This window comes from Prosthecobacter sp. (assembly GCF_034366625.1).
Classification (GTDB): domain Bacteria; phylum Verrucomicrobiota; class Verrucomicrobiia; order Verrucomicrobiales; family Verrucomicrobiaceae; genus Prosthecobacter.
Window position 1 is genome coordinate 1 of record NZ_JAXMIH010000019.1, and the last position, 24,073, is coordinate 24,073.

18 protein-coding genes are annotated in these 24,073 nt (G+C 60.3%); 10 read left to right on the top strand and 8 right to left on the bottom strand.

Annotated elements, in window-relative coordinates:
• Positions 1-87: 87 nt before the first annotated feature.
• Together U1A53_RS18890 and U1A53_RS18895 are read right to left on the bottom strand one after the other, a co-directional pair.
• A complete protein-coding gene (locus U1A53_RS18890; RefSeq protein ID WP_322283391.1) occupies positions 88-690 on the bottom strand; it encodes an alpha/beta hydrolase-fold protein in 603 nt (200 codons plus the stop codon).
• 147 nt (positions 691-837) lie between these two features.
• On the bottom strand, positions 838-1,170 hold the full coding sequence (locus U1A53_RS18895) for a hypothetical protein (protein WP_322283393.1): 333 nt from the start codon (positions 1,168-1,170) through the stop codon (positions 838-840).
• 129 nt (positions 1,171-1,299) lie between these two features.
• Here U1A53_RS18895 and U1A53_RS18900 point away from each other — a divergent pair, with 129 nt between their 5' ends.
• A complete protein-coding gene (locus tag U1A53_RS18900) occupies positions 1,300-4,428 on the top strand; it encodes an SIR2 family protein (RefSeq protein WP_322283395.1) in 3,129 nt (1,042 codons plus the stop codon).
• Positions 4,429-4,474: 46 nt separating this feature from the next.
• Here U1A53_RS18900 and U1A53_RS18905 read toward each other — a convergent pair whose 3' ends face one another.
• The 3 genes from U1A53_RS18905 to U1A53_RS18915 all read right to left on the bottom strand — a co-directional run bounded on the left by U1A53_RS18905 (position 4,475) and on the right by U1A53_RS18915 (position 8,600).
• The gene (locus U1A53_RS18905) at positions 4,475-6,496 is read right to left on the bottom strand and encodes an ATP-dependent helicase (protein ID WP_322283397.1); all 2,022 of its coding nucleotides are present in this window, start codon (positions 6,494-6,496) and stop codon (positions 4,475-4,477) included.
• A 259-nt stretch (positions 6,497-6,755) separates the two neighbouring features.
• Entirely contained in the window at positions 6,756-8,066 is a 1,311-nt protein-coding gene (locus U1A53_RS18910) for a Gfo/Idh/MocA family oxidoreductase (RefSeq protein WP_322283399.1), read from the bottom strand.
• 78 nt (positions 8,067-8,144) lie between these two features.
• Entirely contained in the window at positions 8,145-8,600 is a 456-nt protein-coding gene (locus U1A53_RS18915) for a hypothetical protein (protein WP_322283400.1), read from the bottom strand.
• Positions 8,601-8,816: 216 nt separating this feature from the next.
• On the opposite strand from U1A53_RS18915, the gene U1A53_RS18920 reads away from it, so the two are divergent.
• Positions 8,817-10,010, top strand: coding sequence for an acyltransferase family protein (locus U1A53_RS18920; RefSeq protein ID WP_322283401.1), 1,194 nt, complete (start codon positions 8,817-8,819; stop codon positions 10,008-10,010).
• Positions 10,011-10,079: 69 nt separating this feature from the next.
• Here U1A53_RS18920 and U1A53_RS18925 read toward each other — a convergent pair whose 3' ends face one another.
• Together U1A53_RS18925 and U1A53_RS18930 are read right to left on the bottom strand one after the other, a co-directional pair.
• Positions 10,080-11,369 (bottom strand): DUF1501 domain-containing protein, encoded by a 1,290-nt coding sequence (locus U1A53_RS18925; protein WP_322283402.1) that lies wholly within the window; start codon positions 11,367-11,369, stop codon positions 10,080-10,082.
• A gap of 24 nt (positions 11,370-11,393) precedes the next feature.
• Positions 11,394-13,487, bottom strand: a complete 2,094-nt coding sequence (locus U1A53_RS18930; protein ID WP_322283403.1) for a DUF1549 domain-containing protein — start codon at positions 13,485-13,487, stop codon at positions 11,394-11,396.
• A 182-nt stretch (positions 13,488-13,669) separates the two neighbouring features.
• Between U1A53_RS18930 and U1A53_RS18935 the strand changes: the two genes are divergently transcribed.
• Positions 13,670-14,503 (top strand): DUF3806 domain-containing protein, encoded by an 834-nt coding sequence (locus tag U1A53_RS18935; RefSeq protein ID WP_322283404.1) that lies wholly within the window; start codon positions 13,670-13,672, stop codon positions 14,501-14,503.
• Positions 14,504-14,585: 82 nt separating this feature from the next.
• On the opposite strand, the gene U1A53_RS18940 is transcribed toward U1A53_RS18935, so the two are convergent.
• On the bottom strand, positions 14,586-15,998 hold the full coding sequence (locus U1A53_RS18940) for a sulfatase-like hydrolase/transferase (protein ID WP_322283406.1): 1,413 nt from the start codon (positions 15,996-15,998) through the stop codon (positions 14,586-14,588).
• 145 nt (positions 15,999-16,143) lie between these two features.
• Between U1A53_RS18940 and U1A53_RS18945 the strand changes: the two genes are divergently transcribed.
• From U1A53_RS18945 to U1A53_RS18975, 7 genes are all read left to right on the top strand, one after another.
• A complete protein-coding gene (locus U1A53_RS18945) occupies positions 16,144-18,429 on the top strand; it encodes a M48 family metallopeptidase (protein ID WP_322283408.1) in 2,286 nt (761 codons plus the stop codon).
• Between the two features lie 89 nt (positions 18,430-18,518).
• Entirely contained in the window at positions 18,519-20,789 is a 2,271-nt protein-coding gene (locus U1A53_RS18950) for a hypothetical protein (RefSeq protein ID WP_322283410.1), read from the top strand.
• Positions 20,786-21,346, top strand: coding sequence for a hypothetical protein (locus tag U1A53_RS18955; protein ID WP_322283412.1), 561 nt, complete (start codon positions 20,786-20,788; stop codon positions 21,344-21,346). The genes U1A53_RS18950 and U1A53_RS18955 overlap by 4 nt, the downstream gene beginning before the upstream one ends.
• A complete protein-coding gene (locus U1A53_RS18960) occupies positions 21,343-22,284 on the top strand; it encodes a metallophosphoesterase (protein WP_322283413.1) in 942 nt (313 codons plus the stop codon). Before U1A53_RS18955 ends, U1A53_RS18960 begins: the two co-directional genes overlap by 4 nt.
• 85 nt (positions 22,285-22,369) lie before the next feature.
• The gene (locus tag U1A53_RS18965; protein WP_322283415.1) at positions 22,370-22,897 is read left to right on the top strand and encodes a hypothetical protein; all 528 of its coding nucleotides are present in this window, start codon (positions 22,370-22,372) and stop codon (positions 22,895-22,897) included.
• Positions 22,898-22,908: 11 nt separating this feature from the next.
• The gene (locus U1A53_RS18970; protein WP_322283417.1) at positions 22,909-23,352 is read left to right on the top strand and encodes a hypothetical protein; all 444 of its coding nucleotides are present in this window, start codon (positions 22,909-22,911) and stop codon (positions 23,350-23,352) included.
• 4 nt (positions 23,353-23,356) lie between these two features.
• The gene (locus tag U1A53_RS18975) at positions 23,357-24,016 is read left to right on the top strand and encodes a phosphoribosylanthranilate isomerase (protein WP_322283419.1); all 660 of its coding nucleotides are present in this window, start codon (positions 23,357-23,359) and stop codon (positions 24,014-24,016) included.
• Positions 24,017-24,073 lie beyond the last annotated feature (57 nt).

Sequence of the window (24,073 nt, forward strand, 5' to 3'; positions counted from 1 at the left end):
TGATCGCTTCTGGTGAATGGCCGCTCTTGGCGATCAATACGTCCAGCGCTTCATCAAGCGCTTGGTCTTCATTCGTTTTGGGTCTTCTCATCTGTTCCTGTCCTCGGTCTTGCCCCTCCACACAAACTTTCTGACAGGCTCCTGTGCTCCGCTCCAGAGGGCAACATCGCGAAGAAGAAGTCCCTTTCGGGGGAGTCCGCCCACGCTCAGCCAGAAGCGGTTCGGTGTCGTTGGCATCGCGGGGAGGGATTCGGCGAGCCATTCGTCCTGCCACCACGCGGAGGGCGACTGCGCCAGCACACCGGCAAAGACGCCGGGATGCCGCAGCGCGGTGAACACGGCCTGCAAGGCACTCAAACTCAGCCCGCACAGAAACAGCCGCTCAAACCGCCCCGCCTCCCGCTCGATCCACGGCGGCATCTCCCGCGCCAGGAAGTCCGCGAAGGCCGCGTTGCAGGTGTAATCCGCCTGCCGCCCCGCCGCGCTCGCATTCGTCAGATAGACACACGTCACCGGCTTCAACGCACCCGTCGCTTTCGCCTCGAGGATGGCCGGAGCCTTCACGCGCTCCGTGTACAGCTCGCCATCGAGAAACAGCAGGCAGTCCTTCGCTTCGACATTGGTGGAGCGATGAATCCACGCCTTGCGCGGCGCGGGGAGAATGGTGCTGGGGATTTGGTGTTCGGTCATGAAGGCATTAAAACACTTTTGAGTGGCCTACGGAACACGCGGAACAAACGGAAAGAGGAATCCGCACCGATGGAGTCGATTCAAACCCATCTTTCAGTGAATCTGTCTTCCGCGTATTCCGTGTGTTCCGTAGGCCCTCATTTCTTTTCAAATCCTGATCTCCGGGCCTTCCTCCCGTCGCAGGAGCGTCCATGAGGAGCCTTGGCGGCGGAAGGTGTGGCGGACTTGGGTGAGGTTGGGGGATTGGTGGACGATGTAAAGGGCGGTGGTGATCGTGTCGGCGGTTTGGGACTCGATGTCGATGGTTACGCGAGTGGCGAGGGCGTCGTCGGAACGGCGATGGCTCCAGGTGAGCGAGGGCCAGTCCTTCACCGGGGCGGTGTAGGTCTCGACAGCATGCCGCAGCGTGAAGCCGGGCAAATCCCGTTGCAGCGGCGGCGCGGGGAGGTGGACGCTGTGGATGGAGTGTTCGGTGATCACTTGGAATCTGGATGTGCTGCGATTCAAACCGGAGAGCAAGTTCCAGCTCTCTTCCTGAATCCTTGTTGCCATCCCAACTGGCCTCCGCTTTGATGGCAAAGCCTCATAGGAGAATTCCGAAACACCACTGTGATTAAGCTCCTCGACAAAGCCGCGCTCATCTCAATCGCCCGCTACTGCGACCACCCGATTGCATTCCTAGTAGGCGCACCTTTGTCTGGTGATACAGGCGGCGGCGTTCCCGGCGTTGCACCGATGCTTGAACTTGTTCGTGAAGAAATCTGCAAGCGAGCCGCGCCAGAACTTCCGCGCTATAACGCTGCGATGGCAGGAAAATCCGGCGGTGACGCCTACCAAGCAGCGATGGAGTGGTTGCAAGGGAATGTTGGTCAGCCCGCCGTGAATCGCGTCATTGAGGCTGCGGTCTTAAAAAGCCGAAAGGCCGGCACCGACTCGAACTTCGCCAAAAACGGCAAGGACTGCGACTGGTATATCCCAGCCGGCACACAGCAACTCGCGCAACTTGTCTGTCGGGACCTGAGCCAACCGAAGCCTCATTTTCCTGGCCCCATCCTCACGACTAACTTCGACCCCCTGCTGTCTCTCGCGATTGAGTCGTGCAAGGCGCGGGCGCTCTGGCGTGTCGTTCAGTCAGACGGCAAACTTGCAGATGTTCGTGAGAGTGGCGCAGTGGAGGTCATCCACCTTCACGGTTTCTGGCGCGATTCCGACACGTTACACACATCGGCTCAACTGACTTCAGAACGTCCCGACCTTCGGGATTCTCTTCGCAGAATCCTGAAACAGAAAACTCTCATTGTTGCGGCCTATGGTGGCTGGGATGACGTGTTCGCCCGGACTCTCGCCAAGGTTGCCGCTGAAGATGACGCTCAGTTGAACGTCATCTGGTGTTTCCGCGAAACCGATGAGGCCGCGGTGAACTTGAAATACAAGGAGCTGTTTGAGCGAGTCGCGCCCGCCATCACTCGGGGCCGCTTCCTCTGCTACGGCGGCATAGACTGCCATTCCATCTTCGGTGAGATCGCAGGCGTTGCGCCAAGCACACCCGCTGCCGCAGCGGTCATCACGCCCCCGCTGGCTGGGTGGGAACTCATTGACTCACCTTACCTCGCTGGCCTGTCACCGCTCCGCCCCGAGGAAGTCATCCGATACTTCGACGGGGCGACTCCGACTTGGCGGCACGCAATCTCCGCAGACATCCCGCGCCGGGCCGCCGTTGCGGAGATAGCCAGACGATTCGCTTCCGCTCGAACCGTCAAAGACGACGGTTCACTGCAACTCATCCGGGCCGCTGGTGGCGAAGGCAAGACGACGCTTCTCCTGCAAGCCGCCGCCGATGCCGTGAACAGCGGAAGCTGGAATGTCCTCTGGCGACCGACCACTCGTGTGGGTCTGCCACCCGAGCACGTCATTTCCCTGAACCCTGCCAAGCACTGGCTCATCGTCGCCGACGACGCCGAGAATCTTGTGAAGGACTTTCGTGAGGCCGCGCGGCTTCTTCACGCCGCCGGGCATTCACACGTTCACTTCCTGTTCGCCGCGCGAGACTCGGACTGGCTCTACTTTCGGTGTGAACAAGACGCACGGACGGCGTCGTTGAAGCGGCATGAAGACATCACGCTGAAAATCTTGAGGCCGGAAGACGCGAACGTGCTCGTCGAAGCGTGGCGCAAATGCGGTGCCGACGGCTTGCGCGAGCTTGCATCCTTGGGCACGGCGGACGAGCAGGTGACCGCGCTCCTGCACGCGGTGCAAGGCGATGCCCCGGAGCGTGACGAAGGCTCATTCTTTGGCGGATTGCTCGCCGTGCGCTTCGGGCCGGAAGGACTGCGGAACCACGTCGTCTCCCTGCTCACCCGGTTGAAGGAGGAGAAGATTCAAAAAAGCGACCGCACTCTTTTCGATGCGCTCGTTTACGTCGCCGCATGTCATGCCGTCGGCATTCCCGGACTCGATGAAAAAGTCCTCGCCGACTTGGTCGGCGTGGACCGTCAGTGGGTGCAAACGCTCGTCGTGGATTTGCTGGGTGAAGAAGCGGCAGCCGTCCGAAGCGCCGGGCATGTGTTCACCCGACACCGCAAAGTAGCCGCCGCAATCCTGGTTGCTGCGGAACAAGCCTTGGGAGCCAATATCGCAGAAGTCTGGAGTGCCATCGTTCGCCAGACCGTTCAGACGAGTCGGGACGGTGGAGTCAGTCGCGAAACCCATTCGAAAATCATCCACGCCGGTCCACGGCTACAGCGCGAACTGCCGCACCAGTTCAGCGAACAACGTCGAAAGGAAATAGCCGTCGCGGCGGCGAGGGCCGACATCGCTGCCGAACCTGAAAGGCTTTGTGCATTGGTTGACCTCGGAAAGACCTATCGGAGCGCTGGCGATATTGAAGCAGCGATTAGACTGTTCCGCGAAAACCTTCCTGCCCTTCCAACCAAAGTCGACTATCAGACCGACGTTCGTGGATACTGGTATGAATGGGGCGGGGCGGAGGGACGGCGTGGATCTGAAAAACTGAATGCACTACAAAGCGCCTGGGTGTGTGGACTATCTCTTTCGGACCACATAAAAGCGGAAATCACGGATGAGCGGGTAAAACTGAGTTGCGCTGGAACCGGAGTTGCATTCGGAAACCTTGCACAAGCGCGCTCTGATTGTCCGTTTGCGCTTGCTCGGCGGGCAACGGCTTATCTTGGCTTACTCGCAAACCCGGATGAAAAAGGCAGGCGCTTTTTCATGTCTGACCACCGAGCGGCGGACAAGATTAACACACCTCAACCGAAGACCATCGAAGAAGCGATTGGTTGGCTGACGACCGCCGTAGCCCAAGCGGGTCGCGAACTCCAAGACCCGTTCCTGAAGGCCCTGCTCAAGCCCGAGCAAGTCTCCTTCAACATGCTCCGCGAATTCCTCAATCCAGCCCCGCCTCCCTGCCCGCGTCCCAAGCAACACGAACACGCCCGACGCGCAGCCGCCAGTATCCCAGTGACGAGCACTGCAAATCCGCAACTTCACAAAGCGCCATCACTCGATGATCGGATGCGTGAAGCGGTTGAAAAAGTCGCAAAAAAAGCATGGGAAGCCGCTTCTTCTGAGACCACAGATGAAGAACGTCTGGCAAAAGCCAAACGTGTCGCGGGAGACTTATTCAATGGACTCTCTCCTCATGTGCGCCGCCAAGTTGCAAACTACTTCACTTCTCAAAAGTGGAGGCCATTGATCGAACGTGAACCAAAAAAATGAGGCAAGTAAGTGTGCTCATGGTGACACCTTGCCCGCACGAAGCGCGCTACCACCCGCTCTTCACATTCCACACCTCGACCAAATCCTTCGGCAGATCGGTGATGAAGCGTGAGGGACGCATCATGATGTCACCGTCTCTCGCCTGGTGGTTGATGACGGGGTAGGTGAGATACAGCTCGTCCTTGGCTCTTGTCACCGTGACATAGAAGAGGCGGCGTTCTTCTTCGAGGGCGGTGTCGCCGCCTTCGTCGATGGCGCGTTTGTGGGGGAACATGCCGTCGGCGAGCCAGATGGCGAAGACGACTTTCCATTCGAGGCCTTTGGCCTGATGGCCGGTGGTTAACGTGACGGCGTCGCGGTCCTGCTGCTGCTGGTCGGGTTTGTTGTCGGTATCGACGCCGCTGAGCAGGGAAAGCTGGCTGAGGAATTCGAGGGGATCGGTGAAGCGGTCGCTGAAGTTGCTGAGCTGTTCGAGATCCTGCTGGCGCTGTTCGTAGTTTTTGAACTTGGTCTTCATGTAGTCCTCATACACGCCTTCGACGATGCTGCGGATCATCAAAGCGGGTGCGGCGGGTCGGCCTTCGGCACCGATCATTTCATCGAGCACGTAGGCGACCTGATCCCAGGTTTCCTTGGCCTTCTTCGGCACTTTGAGCGGCAGCAGGATCTCGGAGAAGCTGGCGGGCATGGCTTCGGACTTAGCGGCGTCGGTTTTGAGCCAGTCGGTCCACAGCTTGACGGCGCTGGCGTTGCCGATGCCGGGGATGAGGCGGACCATGCGCATGAAGCTGACCTCGTCCTGGCGGTTCACGGCAAACTTCATGAAGGCGGCGACGTCTTTGACATGCGCCTGCTCGAAGAAGCGCAATCCGCTGGTGATCTGGAACGGAATGCCGCGCTGGGTGAGTTCCATCTGCACCTCCATGCTGTGGAAGTGGGCGCGGTAGAGGATGGCGATGTCGTTGAGGTCGAGGCCCTGCTCGTCCTGCAACTCGAGGATGCGTTGGGCGATGAAGGCGGCCTGCGCGGAGGAGGAATCGAGCGCGACGAGGGCGGGCAGCGTGCCGCTGGACTCGCGGGCAGGGCGCAGGGTCTTCGGCACCTGGCCGCGATTCATGGCGATGGCGGCATTGGCGAGATTCAGTACCTCGGGGACGCTGCGGTAGTTGATCTCGATCTTGTGCGTGCGGGCACGGGGCCAGTGCTCGGCGAAGTTGAGGATGTTCGAGACATCGGCACCGCGCCAGGAGTAGATGGACTGCGCGTCATCGCCCACGACCATGAGATTGCCCTGCGGGCCGGTGAGCAGCTCGATGAAGCAGCACTGGAGGCTGTTGGTGTCCTGATACTCATCGACGAGGATGAACTCGAACTGGCGGCGGTAGCGCTCCAGCAGGTCGTCGTTTTCCTCCAAGAGCTGGACAGTGAGCGACAGCAGATCGTCGAAGTCCATGCAGTTGGTCTCGCGCTTCTTGTCCTGGTAGAGCTTGCGCAGCTTCAAGATGCCCTCGGCGACTTGCTCAAAGTAAGGATAACGCGAGGTGATGATCTCGGGGAGCTTGCAGAGCGTGTTGTCGGCGAGCGAGTAGATGTCGCCGAGGACTTCGGCCTTGGGGAACTTGTAACTGGTGACGTCGATGCCGCTAGCACCGATGACGGTCTCCATGAGGTCTTTTTGATCCTCGCGGTCCATGATGGAGAATCCTTTGCGGTAGCCGAGGCGCTCGGCGTTGTAGCGCAGCAGGCGATTGCCGATGGAATGGAAGGTGCCGCCCCAGAGGCGCGTGGTGTCCGTGGTGACGAGCGCCTGCACGCGCTCCAGCATCTCGCGCGCGGCCTTGTTGGTGAAGGTGAGCAGCAGGATGGACTCCGGCGGGATGCCATTGTCCAGCAACCACGCCACGCGGTAGGTCAGCGTGCGCGTCTTGCCCGATCCCGCGCCCGCAATGACCAGCGCCTGCCCCGGCGGGCTGGTGACGGCGGCGTACTGCTGCTCGTTGAGCTCCGCCTTGTAGTCGATGCGTGGGGCGGAGTCGTGCGTGCTGTGCAGCGTGTAGTTGCGGGGCATGGGGGGAGGTAGAGGGAGGCGGTCGAGAGGTCAAGGGATCGTCAAGTCGGCTGCGCCGGTCAAGGCGGGGTCAAGGTGGGAGCGGATCGGCAAAATCCTACTCCTACTCGTCCTCCTACTCCTCCTCGATGGTTGCGGGTGAATCGAAGCCACGAGATTCGAGCTTCACGAAAGCAGGTTCAGCGCGGGCTTGGAATCGCTGGGTGTGGCTCAGCGGAAGAATAGAGGACGAGTAGGAGGACGAGTAGGATTGCTTCGCCTACACGGGATATTTCCACTCGCCGCGATACGCGCGGCTCAGCAGTTTGCTCGCCTCCGCATCCCCAACGATCTCTTCCTTCTCCGCATCCCACTGGATGCTGCGGCCGGCTTTGTAGCTGAGCATGCCGAGCATGGGCAGGCAGGAGGAGCGGTGGGCGCTTTCGATGTCGGCGACGGGTTTCCGCTTTTTCTCGATGGCGTCGATGAAATCAGCCCAGAGGAGGGCGATGTTGTGGCCGTCGGGTTCTTGAAGCTGGTGGTTGCCGTGCTTCTCGCCGCTCTTCGGATCGACGGGGTAAAAGGTCCAGCCGTCGCGCCAGCCGATGTGCAGCACGCCTTTCTCGCCGTAGAAGTAGCAGCCGATCTTGTGCTTCTCGTTGTTGTTGTCGGCAAATTTGCGGTGCTCCCAGGTGGCGGTGAACTGCTCGAACTCGAACGTGGCCATCTGATGATCCGGCGCGTCGGTGGTCTGCTCCTGGTCATTGAGCACAGCAGGACCGGCGATGTTGCGGCCGCCGGTGCAGAAGACTTTCTTCGGGCCCTTCTCACCGCTCCATAGAAGCACTTGGTCGAGCCAATGCACACCCCAGTCGCCCATGGTGCCGTTCGCGTAATCGAGGAAGTGCCGCCAGCCGCCGGGATGCAGCTTGGTGTTGAAGGGGCGCATCGGCGCCGGGCCGCACCACATCTCCCAGTCCATTCCCTCGGGCACCTGGCTGTTCGGCTTCGGCTGTTCAGCGCCGCCCTTGCTGATCGCGAAGGCGCGCACCATGCCGACCTTGCCCACGGCACCGGACTTGAGGAAATTCATCGCCTCGACGTGATGCGGGCCGATGCGGCGGTGCAAACCGACCTGCACGACGACTCCGGCCTCACGCGCGACCTTCACCATCGCCTTGCTCTCGTTGATCGTGTGTCCCGTCGGTTTTTCCACCAGCACATGCGCGCCCGCTTTGCACGCGGCGATGGTTTGCAGTGCATGCCAGTGATCCGGCGTGGCGATGATGACGATCTCGGGCTTCTCCTTCTCCAGCAGCTCACGGTAGTCCTTGTACAGTTTTGGATCGTCGCCGGAGAGGCCGTTCACATCGTCACCGGCATTCGAAGCGACGTCCTCATGCGCATCGCACAGCGCACAGACCTTGATGCGGCCAGAAGCGAGCGCCTCCTTCAAAAGGTTCATCCCCCACCAGCCGGAACCGATCAAAGCCGTGCGATACTTCTTTGCCGGATCTGCGCCAAAGATGTGAAACGACGAGGCGGCAAAGGCTGCCGTAGTAGCAGAAAGGAAATGGCGGCGGGAGGTCATGGTGGAGGACGATGAAAGCATGCGGAGCAGGAAAACGCCATCAGTTCACGCAGCTTTGCATGTTTGCTCATTCCCCACTCACGGATAGCGGAACTCGACCTTTCGAATGTCCGTCCGCGCTGGAATCTTCACCAGCCAGTAGAACGCATTCTCGTCGAAGATGATCGCCGGCTTGTAATCAAACCAGGGCGTCCAGTGCAGATCGCCATAATAAACCTGGATCGGGGGTTCGGTGAACGGATAAAGAACGGGATGCAGATTCAGGAGTTGCGCCGTGCGTTTGCCGTCTTTGAAGGTCCATTTGCCCTGGAGCGCGAACAGGGTCGCTCCATGGGCAATGTATGACTTTTCATCCGCATACAGCTCATGACGGAAGGTGCCGTCGGCATTGAAGTTCAGCGACTCGACATGGCCCTGTTTGCCGCGATACACATACTCGCCTGGAAACTTTTTCGGATCATCATGATCACACGAAGCCAGACCGACCGTGAGAACGATCCCAAGGAAGCCCAAAGCCCGGCGGCAGGATGGCATCCGTGACGATGCGCGAGTTGAACCACTATGCAAACACGTTCATCGCCGGCTTGCCTTTGTCGCCGACGATGAAAGCATGCGTCGCAGAAAACGCCAGATGTCCAGGAGACTTGCTCGAAACGGGACGCTTCGGAATGTGCCCAGTGCCCAGTGCGCGATTGCGGGCAGGCGTGGCTAAGCGCTTGAGTTTTGCCGGGTGATGCGTGAGAGGGAAGCATGTCCAACAAGGCGGAACGTCTTTACTTTTTAGACAACATGAGATCTCTCGTGGCCATCTGGGTGGTGGTGCTGCACGGAGCGATCAGCTACATGGAATATGGACCGCCCTATTATGCGGTGATCGATTCGCAACGCAGTGTGGTCTTCTCGCTCATGGTCATGCTGGTGGAGCCCACCTTGATGACGGCGATGTTTTTTATTGCCGCTTACTTTGCACTGCCGTCGCTGGCTGCCAGAGGGGCGGGGGAGTTCTTGAAGAGCAAGTTTCTCCGAATCGGCGGCCCCTGGGTGCTGGGAGTGCTGCTGGTGAATCCGTCTGCGGATTATCTGATTTACCTGGCCCGGAAGAATCCGATCGGATGGTTTGAGTTCTGCACCGGCGAGTTCTGGCGGCTGCATTACCACCAGGGGCCTTACTGGTTCCTGGGGGTGCTGATGGTGTTCTTTGTGCTGTTCACACTGGCCTGCAAGGTGATGCCGGGGCTGATGAGACGACCTGATCGTGTCTGGATCCCGTCCTGGTGGATGCTGGTCGTCTTTTGGGCGGTCATGACGCTCGGCATGTTTGCGGTGCAGGCAGTGTGGGACACGCACGGGCGGTTTCACATCTTTGGTCATATTGTGGCCGTCATGCCCCACCGGATTCACATTTACTCGAGCTTTTTCATCCTCGGGCTGGTGGCGTGGCGCAATCGCTGGTTCACTTCCGAGGGCTACAATCCCCGGCCTGCGCCGTGGCTGGTGCTGCTCGGGGTTTCCATGGCGCTTTATGCCGCCATCCTCGGCCTCGGGACCGACGAACGCTCTCTAGAAACCTTGGCGCGGGTGCTGCACTTGGACAGCGAGTCCTCGACACTGCATGCGGCATCGCAAATGAAGCCTGTGTTGAAGCTGCTGACCGCTGCCGTGTTCAATGCCTTGAGCCTGTCCGGGTTGCTGGGAGTGGGGGCGTTGTTTAAGCGCTGCTTCAATTCCCCCGGTCCTGTTCAGCGCAGCCTCGCGGCCAATTCTCTGGGCATCTACTTCATCCACCCGGTGGTGCTTTATCCCATCGCCTATCTCTTCCTGGACATCACCACACTGCCGCTGGCGGTAAAATTCTCCGTTGTGGTCAGCCTGGGCTTTTTCCTGTCGTGGGCGGCGAGCGCCTTGATTTTGCGCAAGGCTCCTTTGTTGCGACAGCTCTTCTGAACAAGATTCAAAGGGAGCCCGTGAGCATTGGGTGCTTCGGATGCGGAGGATGTCCTGAACACATCATCCTCACGCAAACACGTCCATCACCGGCTTGCCTTTGTCGCCGACGGTGAAGGGGCGGTTGCTGGGGGACATGACAACTTCATCGACGGGCAGGCCGAGGCTCCAGCCGATGGTGCTGAGGAAGTCCTGCGGGCTGGTCTGTTTGTCGGCCACGGCCATGCCTTCCTTGTCACTGGAGCCGTAGATGAAGCCGCCTTTGATGCCGCCACCGGCGAGCAGGGTGGAGAAGACCTTCGGATGATGGTCGCGTCCGGCGTTGCCATTGATCTTGGGGCCGCGTCCGAATTCGGAGCAAAGGACGACGAGCGTGCTTTCGAGCAGGCCGCGTGACTGGAGATCTTCGAGCAGGGCGGAGAGAGCCACGTCGAGCTCGGCACCGTGCTCTTCGAGACCTTCCTCAATGTTGTTATGCATGTCCCAGCCACCTTTGGCGACTTCGATGTAGCGGATGCCTTTCTCAACGAGGCGACGTGCGAGCAGGCAGCCCTGGCCGAATTTGTTCTGGCCGTATTTTTCACGGAGCGCGGCGGGTTCGTCGTCGAGGCGGAAGGCTTCGAGATCCGTGCTGGACATGATGCTGACGGTTTTCTCGTAGAACTGGGTGTAGCTCTTCACCCCAGCGGTTTGGAAGCGCTCGCGGAAACCGGCGTCGAGCTTGTCGAGCATGGCGAGGCGCTTGGAGAGCACATCGGGGGTGGCGTCGCTCTGCGAGTATTGCAGGCCGGCATCGGGATCGAGGATGGGCAGCGGGGCGAAGCTGGAGGGGAAGAAGCCGTTGCCGTTTTGCGGCTGACGATTGATGCAGACATTGGAGGGCAGCGTCTTGTGGCTGCTGCCTTTGAAATGCTGCGCCCAGGCGCCGATGTTCGGGTGCTTGATGGTGCCGCGCTCCTCGTAACCGCTACGGATGACGTATTGACCTGCCGCATGCACGCCGGTCTTTGAGGTCATGCTGCGGATGATGCTGATTTTGTCCGCATGCTTCGCGAGATTTTCCATGGTGCCACCGAGCTGGAAGTCGGCCTTCGTTTTGATCGGCGCTTTAGGTCCCTGTGTCGGTCCGTCTTTCGGATCAAGTGTGTCGATGTGCGACATGCCGCCGATCATCTGTAGGAAGATGATGTTCTTGGCCTTGCCGAAGCCGGGACCGCTGACAGGTGTAGCGGCGGCGGTTTCTGCGGCAAATCCATGACGTGCGGCTCCGTGCAGCACGGTGACGCCGAGTGTTGCTTTGGCCCAGCGTTCGCAGAAGGTCCGGCGGGTGATCGAATCGAGTTGGTTTTGAAGGTTCATGGAGTGGCGACGTTGAAGGTTTGATTATTCCACGAAGACGAATTCGCGTGTGTTGAAGAGCACCCAGCTCAAATCACGCATAGTGAGGCCGGAACCGATGGCACCGACAGCGTCGGCGAGTTCGTCGGGCTTGGGTTTGCGGCTGAAGAAGCTGAGGTAGAGGCTCTCGATCTGCTGCTCGGGCGATTTTTGCGCGGAGGCCGTTTTGATGACGAGGGAATCGTTCTGGCCGATGACGCGCTGCGCTTCGCCGTTCATGAGCATGAGCACCTGCGGGATGCTGCCTTCATCACTGTTGCTGTCGGCGATCTGGCGGTCGCTCTGGCCAAACATGCGGAGGAAATGCTGGTCACGCTCCGGCTGCGGGAGTTCGGAGGCGCGGGCGAGGACGAGGCCGTCGCGCACAGGCGGGGCGACGGTGAGGTCTTCCTCACCACCACTGGCGGGCTGCATGCGCATGCGCTTCTTCTTGGCGTTGTTCTTCGGATTGCCGCCATTCGGGCCGCCATACTGGCGCATACCGGTGATGGCGTTTTCAATCTGCGTCTTGATCGCGTCAGGCGAGGCGTCCTTGCCGAAGTCGATGTTCATGACCTTGGCGTAGGTTTCACCGCGATTGGCTTTGAATTTGTCCACATCGGCACCGACGACGAGCGTGGCGCAGGAGTCCCAGGCCTGTTCGGCGCTCATGCGGCGTAGAATTGGGCCGGGGAAAAGATACGCGCCGCTGTCGGCCATCTCGTGGCTGGTGGCCTCACGCTGATAAGTCTGCGTGTTGTAGAGCAGGCGCATGAACTGCTTCAGATCAAACTTCAGGCGCACCATCTCGGCGGCGAGGTGGCGCAGCAGCGGTGGATTCACAGAAGCTTCGGGATCATCGAGATCGGTGACGGGTTCGCGCACACCGATGCCGAAGGCGCGCTTCCACAGGCGGTTCGCAATGGTCATGGCGAAGCGTGGATTGTCCGGCGAGGTCATCCATTTGGCGAACTGGGCGCGGAGATCCTCCTCGCTCTTCGTTTGCACGCCTTGGTAGGCCTTGGTGTTCTTTGTGTCGCCCCAAGTGACGAGCTTGGGTTTGACCGGTTCGCCGGGCTTGCCGTCAGGATACTTGTAATCATCCGGCAGCTTGAGGTCGTTTTCCGTGCCGTCATCCACGGCCATGGCATTCACGCGGAGCAGATTCTTGGCCTGCTGCTGCAAACGGCGGTCATCGAGCGAGGCGAGCACCTTGCGCATTTCCTGCATGCCGTAGCCTCCTTTGGAACCGCGTGTGCCGAAGGTCTCAGTGGCACCGAAGAAGGACGCCATTTCATAGAACTGGCGCTGCGTCCAGTCGGCGAAGGGATGGTCATGGCACTGGGCGCAGGAGACGTTCGCGCCGAGGAAGGTGCTGAGCGTGAGGCTGAGATTGTCGAGGCGCATGCCGGCATCGCGCAGGAGGTAGCCAGTGGCTCCATTGTCGAGCAGACGGCCATCGGCGGTCATCATGCTGTAAACCATCTTGTCCCACGGGATGTTGTCGGCGATCTGGCTCTTCATCCAGTCCTGGTAGGTGTAGAAGCGGGCCTTCTGCGCCAGATCGGCCACGCGCATCATGTCAGCGAAGTAATTGAAGAGGTGGCTGTTGTAGCCATCGGAGTTGAGCAGCTTATCGATGACCTTCGCGCGCTTGGAGAGGCTGGTGTCATTGATGAATTCGAGCGCTTCCTCGCGGGTGGGAATGCGACCGACGACGTCGAGATAGACGCGGCGCACGAACTGCTCGTCGGAAGCGAGCGGATTGGACTTCTGCCCGGCTTTCTTCAAGCCACCATCGACCAGCATGTCGATGCGTGCGGCGGCCTGGGCGAGGTTTGGGTCAGCAGGGATGCCGAGACCTTCGGGCTTGAGTGTTTTGGCGGCCTGCTGGTCTTCGGCGGAGAGTTTTTCGAGCGGGAGGCGATAGACGTAGCCGTTGCGGACTTGCAGGAAGACATTGCCGCTTTCGATGCCGCGGAAGGTGGCCTCCAGCTTGCGGCCCTGGGAGTCGGTCCAGGTTCGATAAACCTCATTTTCGGCCAGCAGGCTGGTGGCAAGCAAGGTGCAGGCAAGGGGGAGAAGAAGGCGCGTTTTCATAAGCAGATCGTCCGGTGTTCCGGTCGGATGCGCGATGAAACGATGAGGGAGCCGGGAAGTTGCAACAGATTCTGCCTCAATCGGGGACATGAGCCTGCCTATCATCGATTCACTGGCACCGGTGCTGGATATAAAGGTGCTGACAAACCGTCAAAGGTGTTAATCATCTGAGCAGTTAGCGCATGAAACACTTTGCAATCGGAGACGGCCACAAACGTATTACCACGCCAGATCGGTACCGTGCTGATCGCGAGTCAGACCAGACGACTGTGTTGTGGGATCCAGAACATGTCGATATCGTAATCCGTGTTTCAGTGATCACAGTCGCCCCGAAGGACAAAGCCGAAGAAGATCTGGCATTCTGGCGGACGATTAAGAAAGCCCAAGTGAACAATAGCAAACCCAAGGCCGACGGCAAAAAGGCCATCTATGCATATCGGGAGGCTTCTTCAGCGGCCAATGACTTTCTCCATTTTTACGAAGTGGGTCTGGGCAATCACTTTTGTGTTTTCTCCATAACTGTCGCGGAGTCCGAGGAGCATTCGCCTGCGTTCGCGGAGGCTCGTGCTGACCTAGAGGACATGATTCACACACTTGTGGAGCGCGGTGAAGGTGAGCAATTTACCTGTGGTCTTTTGGAGTGCGAGTTCGAGCGGATTGACGAATCTGTATCCTCGCTGCTCCCGACCGGTCTTGATGATTCGTCATGGACTGCTCTTCAGAAAGAGTTTGATCGGGCTTTTGACGATAGGAATGAAGAATTGGCAGGCCGAGTTGGATTGGTATTTGGTGAAATGATGAGGAGTGAAATTCCTTCATTGTCATGGTCAGCAAAAATCGATGCTGACGGCAGCGCCCGAGCACTTGACCTCGCTGAATCAGGTATTTCGATATTCCCCGAAGACATGATCCTGAAGCGATTTGACCGCAACGAACGGCTCGATCTCAGGCAATTTTTATCCGACACGGTTGATACCATGGAAAGAATATTTCGCGAACATCAAGAAGAGCGCTGACAAGCGGGGCTGCACCTAGCGATTCCGTTGATTATCGAGCAAGAGTTCGGGGCTTCCGAGCCTAGTGGCGTTAAGCCTCGACTTACTTCGTGTGCAGCTTGGCCTTCGAGCCGCCGCCTTTCCAGATGTCGTATTTGGGATCGGCGTAAGTGGCGAAGAAGGTTTCGAGCTGTTTGGCGAGATCGGCTTTGATCTCGTCGGTGCCGGGCTGGCCGAACTGGTTGAAGCGTTCCATGGGGTCGGATTGCATGTCGTATAGTTCAAAGGGGCCATCGGGGAAGCGGGCGACGTATTTCCAGCGCTCGGTGCGGATGGCGCGGGTGGTTTCCATCTCGTAGCAGACGGTGTTGTCCCAATTGGCGAGTTGTTGGCCGCGCAGGGCAGGGGAGAAGTCGCGGCCTGGAGATTTGGGCTGCTGCGGCATTTTTTCGGCGAGACTGAGGTGGGCGAGGACGCTGGGCATGAAGTCGTAGTTGCTGACGAGGGCGTCACAGGTCTGGGCAGGCGGGATTTGGCCGGGATGGCGGAAGATGAGGGGGATTTGCATCATCAACTCATGCGCGCCGGTGGGGCGGAAGTGATCGCCCATGCCCCACATGCCGTTCTGGCCGCCCATCCAGCCTTGGTCGCTGGAATAAACGACGAGGGTGTTGTCATCGAGGCCGTTGGCTTTGAGCGCGGCCATGATCTCGCCCACACCGTCATCGACACCGCTGACCTCGGCGGCCATGCGGCGGCGCCCGGCATCGGTGTTGTGAAATTCTTTGTTGGCGTGCTGCCAGGGGTGCATGGTGTCGCGCGGGAAGGAATGCAGCGGTTTGTCGGCGTAGTAGGCGGCGTGGCGATTTTTGGCCTCGTTGAGCATGAGTTTGCCGAGCGAATAAGGGCCGTTGTAGGCGAGGTAGAGGAAGAAGGGCCGGTCTTTGTGCTGCTGGATGAACTCGATGCCCTTGCGGGTCCAAAGATCGGTGGTGTAGCCGGGTTCGGCGCGCTGTTGACCGTCTTCGATGATCTGCTGGTCGTAAAACTCGCGCGTGCTGCCGTCGGGCTTCGTGGTCCAGGTGGTGAAGCCTTCGCTGGGCGTCATGTTGGCCCCGAGATGCCATTTGCCGCTCAATCCGCAGGTGTAACCGGCATCGCGCAAGACTTCGCCAAGGGAGGTGAACTCCTGGAGCGTGTTGTAGGCCGCCGGCCCCATCATGAACTTGGGATCGAGGAAGGAGTGAACGCCATGCTGCGACGGGATAAGGCCAGTGAGAAAGGTGGCCCGCGTAGGGGAGCAGACGGGGTTGCTACTGAGCGCATGAGTGAAGCGGATGCCCTCGGCGGCCAGCTTGTCGATGTGCGGGGTGCGGATGTCGGGATTGCCGTAGCAGCCAAGGGTCCACGCGCCTTGGTTGTCCGTGAGAATGAAGACGAGGTTTGGCGGACGCTGAGCCGCAGTGGCAGACCCAAAGCAGGCGGAAAGGAGAGCGAGGAAGCAGGCGGCCTTCATGGGAGGGAAACGGTTTATGGGCGGCAAACTTGCCCGTTGGAAGAACCGAAAGGCTGGCAAATGCCAATAATTAACTAGAATTACCATATTAAACGAGGTTAATTATGTGCCATTGAGCCGGGGTTTCGCCGGTTTTTGCCCCTCCATGTCCGCACCCAACGCCCCACCGCAACCCGCCAAGCCAGTGCGCATCGCACCGTGGCGCGGGCCGTTGCATTTTGGCCTGTTGGTGATTTCCGCCGTGGTTTCGCTGACCTTGCAGTTCACCTACCTGCTGCTGGTCGTGGGATTATTCCTGTGGATGTGCTGGCAGGTTTATCTCATCACCGGCAGCATGGCGCGGACGGGATTGTTCCAATGGCGCATGATTCCGGAGCTACTGAAGTTTGCCTTCATGGGCGTCACGTGGGTGCTCATGCTGCGCCCGCTCCGCCCACGGCCCAAACATGCGAAGGTGGCGATCCAGATCACCGCCGCCACGCAGCCGCAGCTTTTTGAGCTCATCCACACCCTCTGCTGGCATCTCCGCGCGCAACCTCCCACGCAGGTGTGGCTGGACACGACGATTTCCGTGCGCAGCTCGATGTTCGGCGGTCTTCTCGGCATTCTCACCGGTCAGACGATGCTGCATCTCGGCCTGCCGGTGGTCTCGGTGATCACCTCGCGCGAACTCAGCGGCCTGCTGGCCCATGAGCTCAGCCACAATGCCGGCGGCATGAGCACGATCTTTGTGCATGCCGTGCGCGAGATGAACGCGTGGTTTTTCCGCGCGGTGATGGAGCGTGACGAATGGGAGATGCATCTGCGCGAGAAGCCGAAAAAAGAATCCGAGTGGCGCAGGCAGGGCCGCAGAATCGTTCGCGGCTGGATGTGGGCGGCCAAGATTCCCTTCATGATCCTGGCGCTCGCATCACGCACGGTTAGCGCGGTGACCTTGTGGCTCATCACACGTTCGGCGGAACGCTGTGGTGCCAATGTGATCGGCGAACTCATGTATGACCGCATGCAGCGCAAGCTCTCACTGCTCGGCGCGGCGTGGAAGGCGGCGGAGCAGGAAATTCAGCGCGGTGTTATTCAACATCGCCTGCCGGAGAATCTCTCGCTCCTCATGGCGCGTCATGTGGCAGCGGCGGCCAAGGCCAGGGCTTCTGCCCGTGCTGAATCTGAAGAGGGACCGCCTGAGCCGAAAGCCGAGGGCAAACCAGCGAAAGGAGCCGGACTCGTCGCCTATCTTTCGCATGCACAGCCTGCGGCCTCGGTGATGCGGCAGTTCGTCGATCTCTCGCGCCAGGTCACTTACTTTTATTACCAGCATGACCTCGGGTTGAATCTCCACGAGCACCGCATGGTCGCGGATGAGGAGGTCATTCATCAAAACCGTCGTGAGGAGGATGCGCTGCTGGTCATTCGTCGTTATTTCGGCGGACTCGCGCACCCCGAGCGTGCCATGTGCGGTCTCGGCAGCACGCCGGCGAGTGCCACGGCACGAAGTGAACTCCAGCGCGAGATTTTGCGCGTGCGCGATGAGATCGTCGTCTGGGGGCCGCAGTTCAAAATGGCGCTGCAGGAATGGAATCAGGCCTGGCAGCGCCGTCGCGATCTGGAGGCCGCCGCCACACTCAGCCTCGCCGGATTCACCGTCTCACGCATGCAGTTTGGCACCGAGGACGCCAGCCCGAACGCATTGCGTGCCGAGGCCGCGCGCCAGCGCATGGTCATGGAGCACATGGAAGGGCCGCTGCAGGAGCGTGAGCGCATTTTGGAAGGCCGCTTCGCCGCCGCGCTCGGCATGCTGTGGTGGAGTGAAATCACCGATCTCAACGAGTGGTTGCGCAAGCGCCGCAAAGATCTGCCCGCGTGGGTGACGATCTACGAGGCGATGGCCGGGGCGCTGCCCTCCTTCCGCGAACTGCTCACCACCTTCTTCGCCTTCCAGACGCTCGGCGCGAAGTTCGCCAACGTCGATGATCCCAGCGCCTTCCTCACGGCGTTGCAGTCCGTCGTGCCGAAAATGCTCAACCTCGTGCGCCAGATCGTTTCCACGATGGACGGCGCGCCTTATCCTTTCACGGACAGCGGCCGGATCACCTCGCTGAATGATCATCTGCTGCCTGCTCCTTTGCCAGAAATGCCCGGTGTTTCGATGACGCTGCTGGATGCGTCCAGCATGCGTGCCATCGCCTTGAAAATGGCCTCCCAGGCCTCCGAATGCATCGCTCCGTATGTCGATGCCTTCCTCGGTCTCTACCATCGCGCCTTCGCCTGGCTGGCCGAATCCGCCGAACGCACCGAAACACACTTCGTCGGCGCCCTCAGTCTCGGCTCCGCCACGGAAATCCTCCTGCCGGACGAGTTCACCACCCAGCGCCTCGGCATGAAGTCGAGATCTCCTGATGCCATTGCCGCGTGGAAACCGCCGGTGTCGGCGTGAGGAACCAGTGCTTCGTTCAAAACGAAACGCTGGCTTGAACATCCGGCGCAAGGCAGGATAGTCGCCGCACCTTTCCTTCCAGCGCCCCCATGTCGGAGCCGAGTCAATTCAGGCATTATCAAATCGTTCAGGACGCCGACGGCAACAACGTCGAGCTGGTTCGCAATGCCGAACAGGTGGCCGTGCTGGCCTTTGACATGCAACATCTCGGCTACGTCCACTGCCATGTGCTGCTGGAGCCGCTGTCCAACCGCGCCTCCTTTGAAGAGGCCTGCAAATCACTGCAAAAGCGCGGCCATCCGGCGCTGGCGCGCATGATCGAGTTTGGTGAGGACGAGGGAAACCCCTTTTACATCACCAGCAATATCGACGGCGAAGCCCTGCGCGGCTATCTGGCCCGCCAGCAGGAGGTTCCCGGCTGGCTCGCGGTCATGATCGCCTGCCGTGCGCTGGAAACGGCCGTGGCGGTGTGCGAACGCGGCGAATTCCTCACCGAATCACCGCTCGACAGCTTCCGCGTCGTGCAAACCGCGCCGCAGGCCGTGCAGGTGCTGGCGGCGGACTTCCGCGTGCTCGACAACAGCGCCGGCAAGAAACGCGCGCTGAAGACCAGTTTCGAGAAGCAGGCCAAGTTCCTGCGCACCTTCCTCGTCGAGCAGGGCGGCGGCGGCCCCACCATGCCGGATCATCTCCTGCCTGCCGCAGATTTTGCCGAGCTGCTCGGCGCCTGCCTTTCCAGCGCGAGCGTCGGTGTCATCGCCGCCATGCGCGAATTGCGCAACGCTTTGCAGAACCTCGCGCCCGAACAGCTCTCCGGCGAAATCCCCACTGCGCAGAAACCGCGTGCCTTGCTCGCACCGCTGCTCGCCAGTTATCAGGAGGTCGCGCGCGGTCTCGTCAATCTCGTGCGTATTCAAAGCCAGCGCCTCGACATGGCGAATCCTTACAGCATGCGCGGCACGCTCACCAAAACGGGCCGCTCCGTGCTCATCGAGCAGGTGCCGCCGTCACGCATCGCCTGTGCGCGGGTGAAGGAAGTCGATGATTCCGCCTTCAAGATCACCAAGCAGCGTGACAACTCCGGCCTCGTCACGCTCGCCCTCGTCAATGAGGCCGAGGACATCACCTGTCTGGCCGAGGAAATCGTCGAAGGCATCAGTCTCGCCGATGTGATGCGCGAACGTCGTTTTCTGGATGTGCAGGAGGCCTATCTGGTGCTCGCCGGGCTCGACTCCGCGCTCACACAACTCGACAACTCCACGCTTCCTGCCAGCAAGCTGCGGCTGGAGGACATCTTCTTGCTCACCGGCTTCGCGCGTGAGGACTCGCGCAGCACGAAGCTGCTTGTCTCAAAGCTCAACGAGTGGCCTGCCTTCAATGTCATCGTGCGCGCGCATCCCACACTTGCCTCCATGTCCGGGCGCGGTACCGATCCCGCTTCGTTGCTGCCACCGGCACGCGCCAGCACCACCACGGCATGGCATGCCGGGTGGCTCGCGGCTTTGTGCAAATTTCTGCTCGGCCTCGAATCACCCGTGGGCATTCACTCGGAGCCGGAGGGCGGAGCGCGCGAGCGTGAAACCGTCGCCCGCCTGCTCGATGATGAAATCGCCAAGATCGCCGAGTCGAAGCCCGGCCAGCGCAGCGATTTTCTGGCCCGTTACGCGCGCATCATCCAGCATTACGATCTCGTCAAACCGAACGAGCCCATGCGTGCAGGCGGCACGGATCCTGCGATGGACTTTGGTTTGAAGCCACGTCCCAAAACTGTTCCTGTCACGAAATCCGTGGTGAAACGCGAGTTCTCCGCGCCGCTTGCCTCCGAATCCCTGCGTTCGCCGGTCGCATTGACCACTGGCGGCGCTGTCAGCAAGGATGAGACCAACATCGGCTTCGCCGAACTGCTGTTCCGCAATGCTGGCAACGAGCCTTCGCCGCCCGACGCCACGGATTGGGCACGCGCTGCCGCGAGCGCGCCACCAACGCTGCCCGCGCATCTCATTCCGGTCGATGACGTGCCCATGTGGTTGAAGGCCGCTGTCTTCATCGGCGGTTCGATGGTCATTGGAGCGATGTGCGCGCATCTGTCCGGCGGTGCCTTGTGGCAGAAAAAACGCGGTGCTGTGCCGATGGAGGCCGCCAAAGGCAGCAAATCATCCGCCATCATGCCTGCGCCTGCGTTTTCCACGCAGCCTGCAGTGCCCAAGGCCATTCCAGTTGTCGAACCGCCGGTCGTCGTCGCTCCACCGGATGACGAAGCGCAGCGCGGGCGCGGTGTTTCTCTCTCGTTGCCGCCCGGAGCCGGTAGTTTGCGCGAACAACTGGCACCAGAGCCGAATCCGCCCAAGCCACCTCCATGAAAACGTGCCTCGTCCGCGTCCTTGCCTGTGTCCTGCTTGCCTGCGCCTTGACGGCCTGCCCGGAGACCACGGTGAACGAGGATTTCGGCCTCAAGCCCGTGGCATTGGAGGCGGACGACTGGAACGGCCTGTGGATGCCTGTGGATGACGACGACAAGATTCAATTCACCGTCACCGATGCCGCGAAGGGTGTTCTGCAAATGACCGAGCCGGACGTGAAGAAGAACAAGCCCATGGACTTCCGCATGCGCCGCGCCAGCAATGACGACAAGGTGAAGCTCTGCTTCATTCTCACCCGCGACGAGGATGGCAAGGAAGCGAAAATGCAGATCCAGCTCCTCCGTCTGCCCGAGGAAGGCGTGCTCCTGGCCTGGATGATCAACGATGAGGCCGTCGAAACGGCGATCAAGGCCGGCCAGCTCAAAGGCACCACGCAGCGGGTCAAAGACGATCCCCACAACCATCTCGACTCCGATCCAGCCAACTACACGAAGCTGCTGGAGCCGCAGTTCTGGGACTGGTCCGAGCCTTCGATCCTGAAGCGTGCGAAGCCATGAATTCACCCGCCACCTTTTCCCGCCGCCATTTCCTCACCAGCGCTGCTTCACTCACCGGGGCGGCGGGTCTTCTAAATGACGTGCAGGCCGCGACAGCCGAGTCCAAACCCTTCTCCTTCGTCTTCTTCACCGATCCGCACGTGCAGCCGGAAAAAGGTGCTGTCGATGGCGTGAAGATGGCTTTGGCGAAGGTCAACGCGCTGGAACAGAAGCCGGACTTCGTCATCACCGGTGGCGATTTGATCATGGATGCGCTCGAAGTCGGCATCGATCGTGTGGAGACGCAGTGGAAGCTCTGGGATGAGTGCCTCAAGACGCTCGAAGCGCCGTCCTACCACACCGTCGGCAACCACGACGTCGCCGGCTGGTCGCCCAAGGCCATGATCAAGCCCGGCGAAAGCGCCTACGGCAAGGCGCTCTTCGCCGACCGCTACGGCCAGGGGAGAACGTATCGCAGTTTCGACCACGGCGGCTGGCACTTCATCATCCTCGACTCCATCGGTCTCGACAAGGCCACCAACGACTACATGGGTTGGATCGACGACGACCAGCTCGCCTGGCTCCAGGCCGATCTCGAAAAGACCGGCAAGCAGACACCCATCATCCTCGTCACCCACATTCCGTTCTACAGCGTGTGGCATCAGGTCATCCTCGGCCCCAAGATCAACATTGGCGGCAAGGCGCTCGTTGGCAACGTCCACGATTTCCGCAAGATGCTCGGCCAATACAACCTCAAGCTCGTCCTCAGCGGCCATGGTCACATCTCCGAGCGCATCCAGTTCGACAAAGTCGTCTATCTTCAGGGCGGCGCTGTCTGCGGCATGTGGTGGAAAGGCCCCGTCCATGGCAATCCCGAAGGCTTCCTACAAGTCGAATGCCACCCCGACGGCACCTTCACCGACCGCTACCATGGCTACGGCTGGAAGGCGCAGGCTTGATTCTTGGTCTGGCGGCAGTTTGTTCGGGCTGGACCATCTTTATGATTGTCATGGGAAAGGCGGCATGATAAAAACGCGCCCGCCTGTGAATTTCCCCACCTCCCGACTGCTCGTCTGCCTGGTTCTCTGTTCTGCCGCATCCCATGCGGAAGAGCCGGTTTTGCCGCAATCGCTGGGCGCTGGAGCTGGTTTCAATGCCAACGGCCCGCGTGGCTTCTTGAAGCCCTCGAAGTCGATCAAGCCGCCCGTGAGTGATGCGGTGGCCGCGGCTCCCATTTCGATCGTGCAGACGCCCACGGCTGAAACGCGCCTGCGCCGTCTGATCGTTGTCTCCGGGGACATGACGCCGGAGGCGATTCGTGAGGCGATTCTTGCCTGCGGCCAGACCCGCACGCCGGTGACCACTGCTGGTGGTGTGAATGCTTCCGCGCTTGTTTTGACCGATCTCGCGGGCCTTTTCGGCTCCGCTGCGACCGAGGACACGCAGAAAAAAGTGCTGGAAACCGTGCGCAAGGGCATGGGCGCCTCCTCGAAGCCGCTCAAGCGCGCGGAAGTCGTCGGCTGGCTGCCCAGCGAGGGCGTCATGGCAGTGGCGGTGTATCCTGAAAGCTGAGAGCGCTTTCCATGACACCTGACCCGGCCACACCTGCCGTTCCACGAGTGCTGCTGGCGGAGGAAAGCCTGCCTTATCGCCGCGTCATTCGCGAAGCCCTCATGGCCTTCCGTGTTTGCGAGGTCGATGACGCGCCCAGTGGCGAGCGTGCCTTTGAAATGGCCCTGCGCCGTGAGTACTCGCTGTTTTTGTTTTCCCTGCCGTTGCCGGACATGACGGGCGACATGCTCGACCGTCTGCTGAGCAAAGCCTATCCCTTGGTGCATCGCGGCGTCCACACCGCGCCTCCAGTGATCTTCCTGATGCGCCCCACGGATTCATTGCGCTTTCAGGAACTCCAGCGCGACGTGCGTGTGCGCGGCAGCATGCCGTTGCCGCCCAAGCTCGACGTGCTGCTCTCGCTGACTGCCTCGCTGCTGCCCGAGCGCACCAATCCTGCTTTTCCGCCTCTGTAACAGCATGTTTCCTGATCCACATCGTCACAGCGTCAAAATCTGCGGCATCACACGCCCGGAGCAGGCGGCGGAGATTTTTGCGCTCGGCGCGGACGCGGTGGGCATCAATCTCTGGCCCAAATCGAAACGTCACATGCCGTTGTCGGTCACAGTGGATTCGCTGCAGGACGTGGCGGCGAAAAACGCCCTTGTCGCTGTGCTGGTGAATCCTGATGATGCCCTGCTCGATGCTGCGATCTCCAGCCAGTTGTTTCAAGCACTGCAACTCCACGGCGATGAAACGCCCCGCGATGTCGAACGCCTCATGCAGCGCGGAGTGAACGTCATCAAAGCCCTGCAAGTGAGCGATGCCGCGTCATTGCCGCAGATTGGCGAGTTTCCATGCACTGCCATCCTGCTTGATGCCTACAACCCCGGCACCTATGGCGGTGGCGGGCATGCGTTTCCGTGGGAACTGGCTGTGCGTGCGCAAGAGATGTTTCCAGACAAGCACATCCTGCTCTCCGGTGGCCTCAACGCTGACAACGTCCGTCAGGCCGTGCAGCAGACGCATCCCATCGCCGTCGATGTCGCCAGCGGTGTCGAATCACAGCCTGGGATCAAGGATCTCGCCTTGGTGGCGCGGTTCATCGCGGAAGCTCGTGCTGGATGGCTCACGCCATGATTGCTCCTGTCATCCGGTGCGGCGTTGCTTTACCCTTCACGCAGCATTCGCGGCTTG

What these genes read in the sequence shown, in the direction of transcription:
- U1A53_RS18890 (WP_322283391.1), bottom strand. Translation starts at nt 690, where the DNA reads ATGACCGAACACCAAATCCCCAGCACCATTCTCCCCGCGCCGCGCAAG.
- U1A53_RS18905 (WP_322283397.1), bottom strand. Translation starts at nt 6,496, where the DNA reads ATGCCCCGCAACTACACGCTGCACAGCACGCACGACTCCGCCCCACGC.
- U1A53_RS18910 (WP_322283399.1), bottom strand. Translation starts at nt 8,066, where the DNA reads ATGACCTCCCGCCGCCATTTCCTTTCTGCTACTACGGCAGCCTTTGCC.
- U1A53_RS18915 (WP_322283400.1), bottom strand. Translation starts at nt 8,600, where the DNA reads ATGCCATCCTGCCGCCGGGCTTTGGGCTTCCTTGGGATCGTTCTCACG.
- U1A53_RS18920 (WP_322283401.1), top strand. Translation starts at nt 8,817, where the DNA reads ATGTCCAACAAGGCGGAACGTCTTTACTTTTTAGACAACATGAGATCT.
- U1A53_RS18925 (WP_322283402.1), bottom strand. Translation starts at nt 11,369, where the DNA reads ATGAACCTTCAAAACCAACTCGATTCGATCACCCGCCGGACCTTCTGC.
- U1A53_RS18930 (WP_322283403.1), bottom strand. Translation starts at nt 13,487, where the DNA reads ATGAAAACGCGCCTTCTTCTCCCCCTTGCCTGCACCTTGCTTGCCACC.
- U1A53_RS18935 (WP_322283404.1), top strand. Translation starts at nt 13,670, where the DNA reads ATGAAACACTTTGCAATCGGAGACGGCCACAAACGTATTACCACGCCA.
- U1A53_RS18940 (WP_322283406.1), bottom strand. Translation starts at nt 15,998, where the DNA reads ATGAAGGCCGCCTGCTTCCTCGCTCTCCTTTCCGCCTGCTTTGGGTCT.
- U1A53_RS18945 (WP_322283408.1), top strand. Translation starts at nt 16,144, where the DNA reads ATGTCCGCACCCAACGCCCCACCGCAACCCGCCAAGCCAGTGCGCATC.
- U1A53_RS18950 (WP_322283410.1), top strand. Translation starts at nt 18,519, where the DNA reads ATGTCGGAGCCGAGTCAATTCAGGCATTATCAAATCGTTCAGGACGCC.
- U1A53_RS18955 (WP_322283412.1), top strand. Translation starts at nt 20,786, where the DNA reads ATGAAAACGTGCCTCGTCCGCGTCCTTGCCTGTGTCCTGCTTGCCTGC.
- U1A53_RS18960 (WP_322283413.1), top strand. Translation starts at nt 21,343, where the DNA reads ATGAATTCACCCGCCACCTTTTCCCGCCGCCATTTCCTCACCAGCGCT.
- U1A53_RS18970 (WP_322283417.1), top strand. Translation starts at nt 22,909, where the DNA reads ATGACACCTGACCCGGCCACACCTGCCGTTCCACGAGTGCTGCTGGCG.
- U1A53_RS18975 (WP_322283419.1), top strand. Translation starts at nt 23,357, where the DNA reads ATGTTTCCTGATCCACATCGTCACAGCGTCAAAATCTGCGGCATCACA.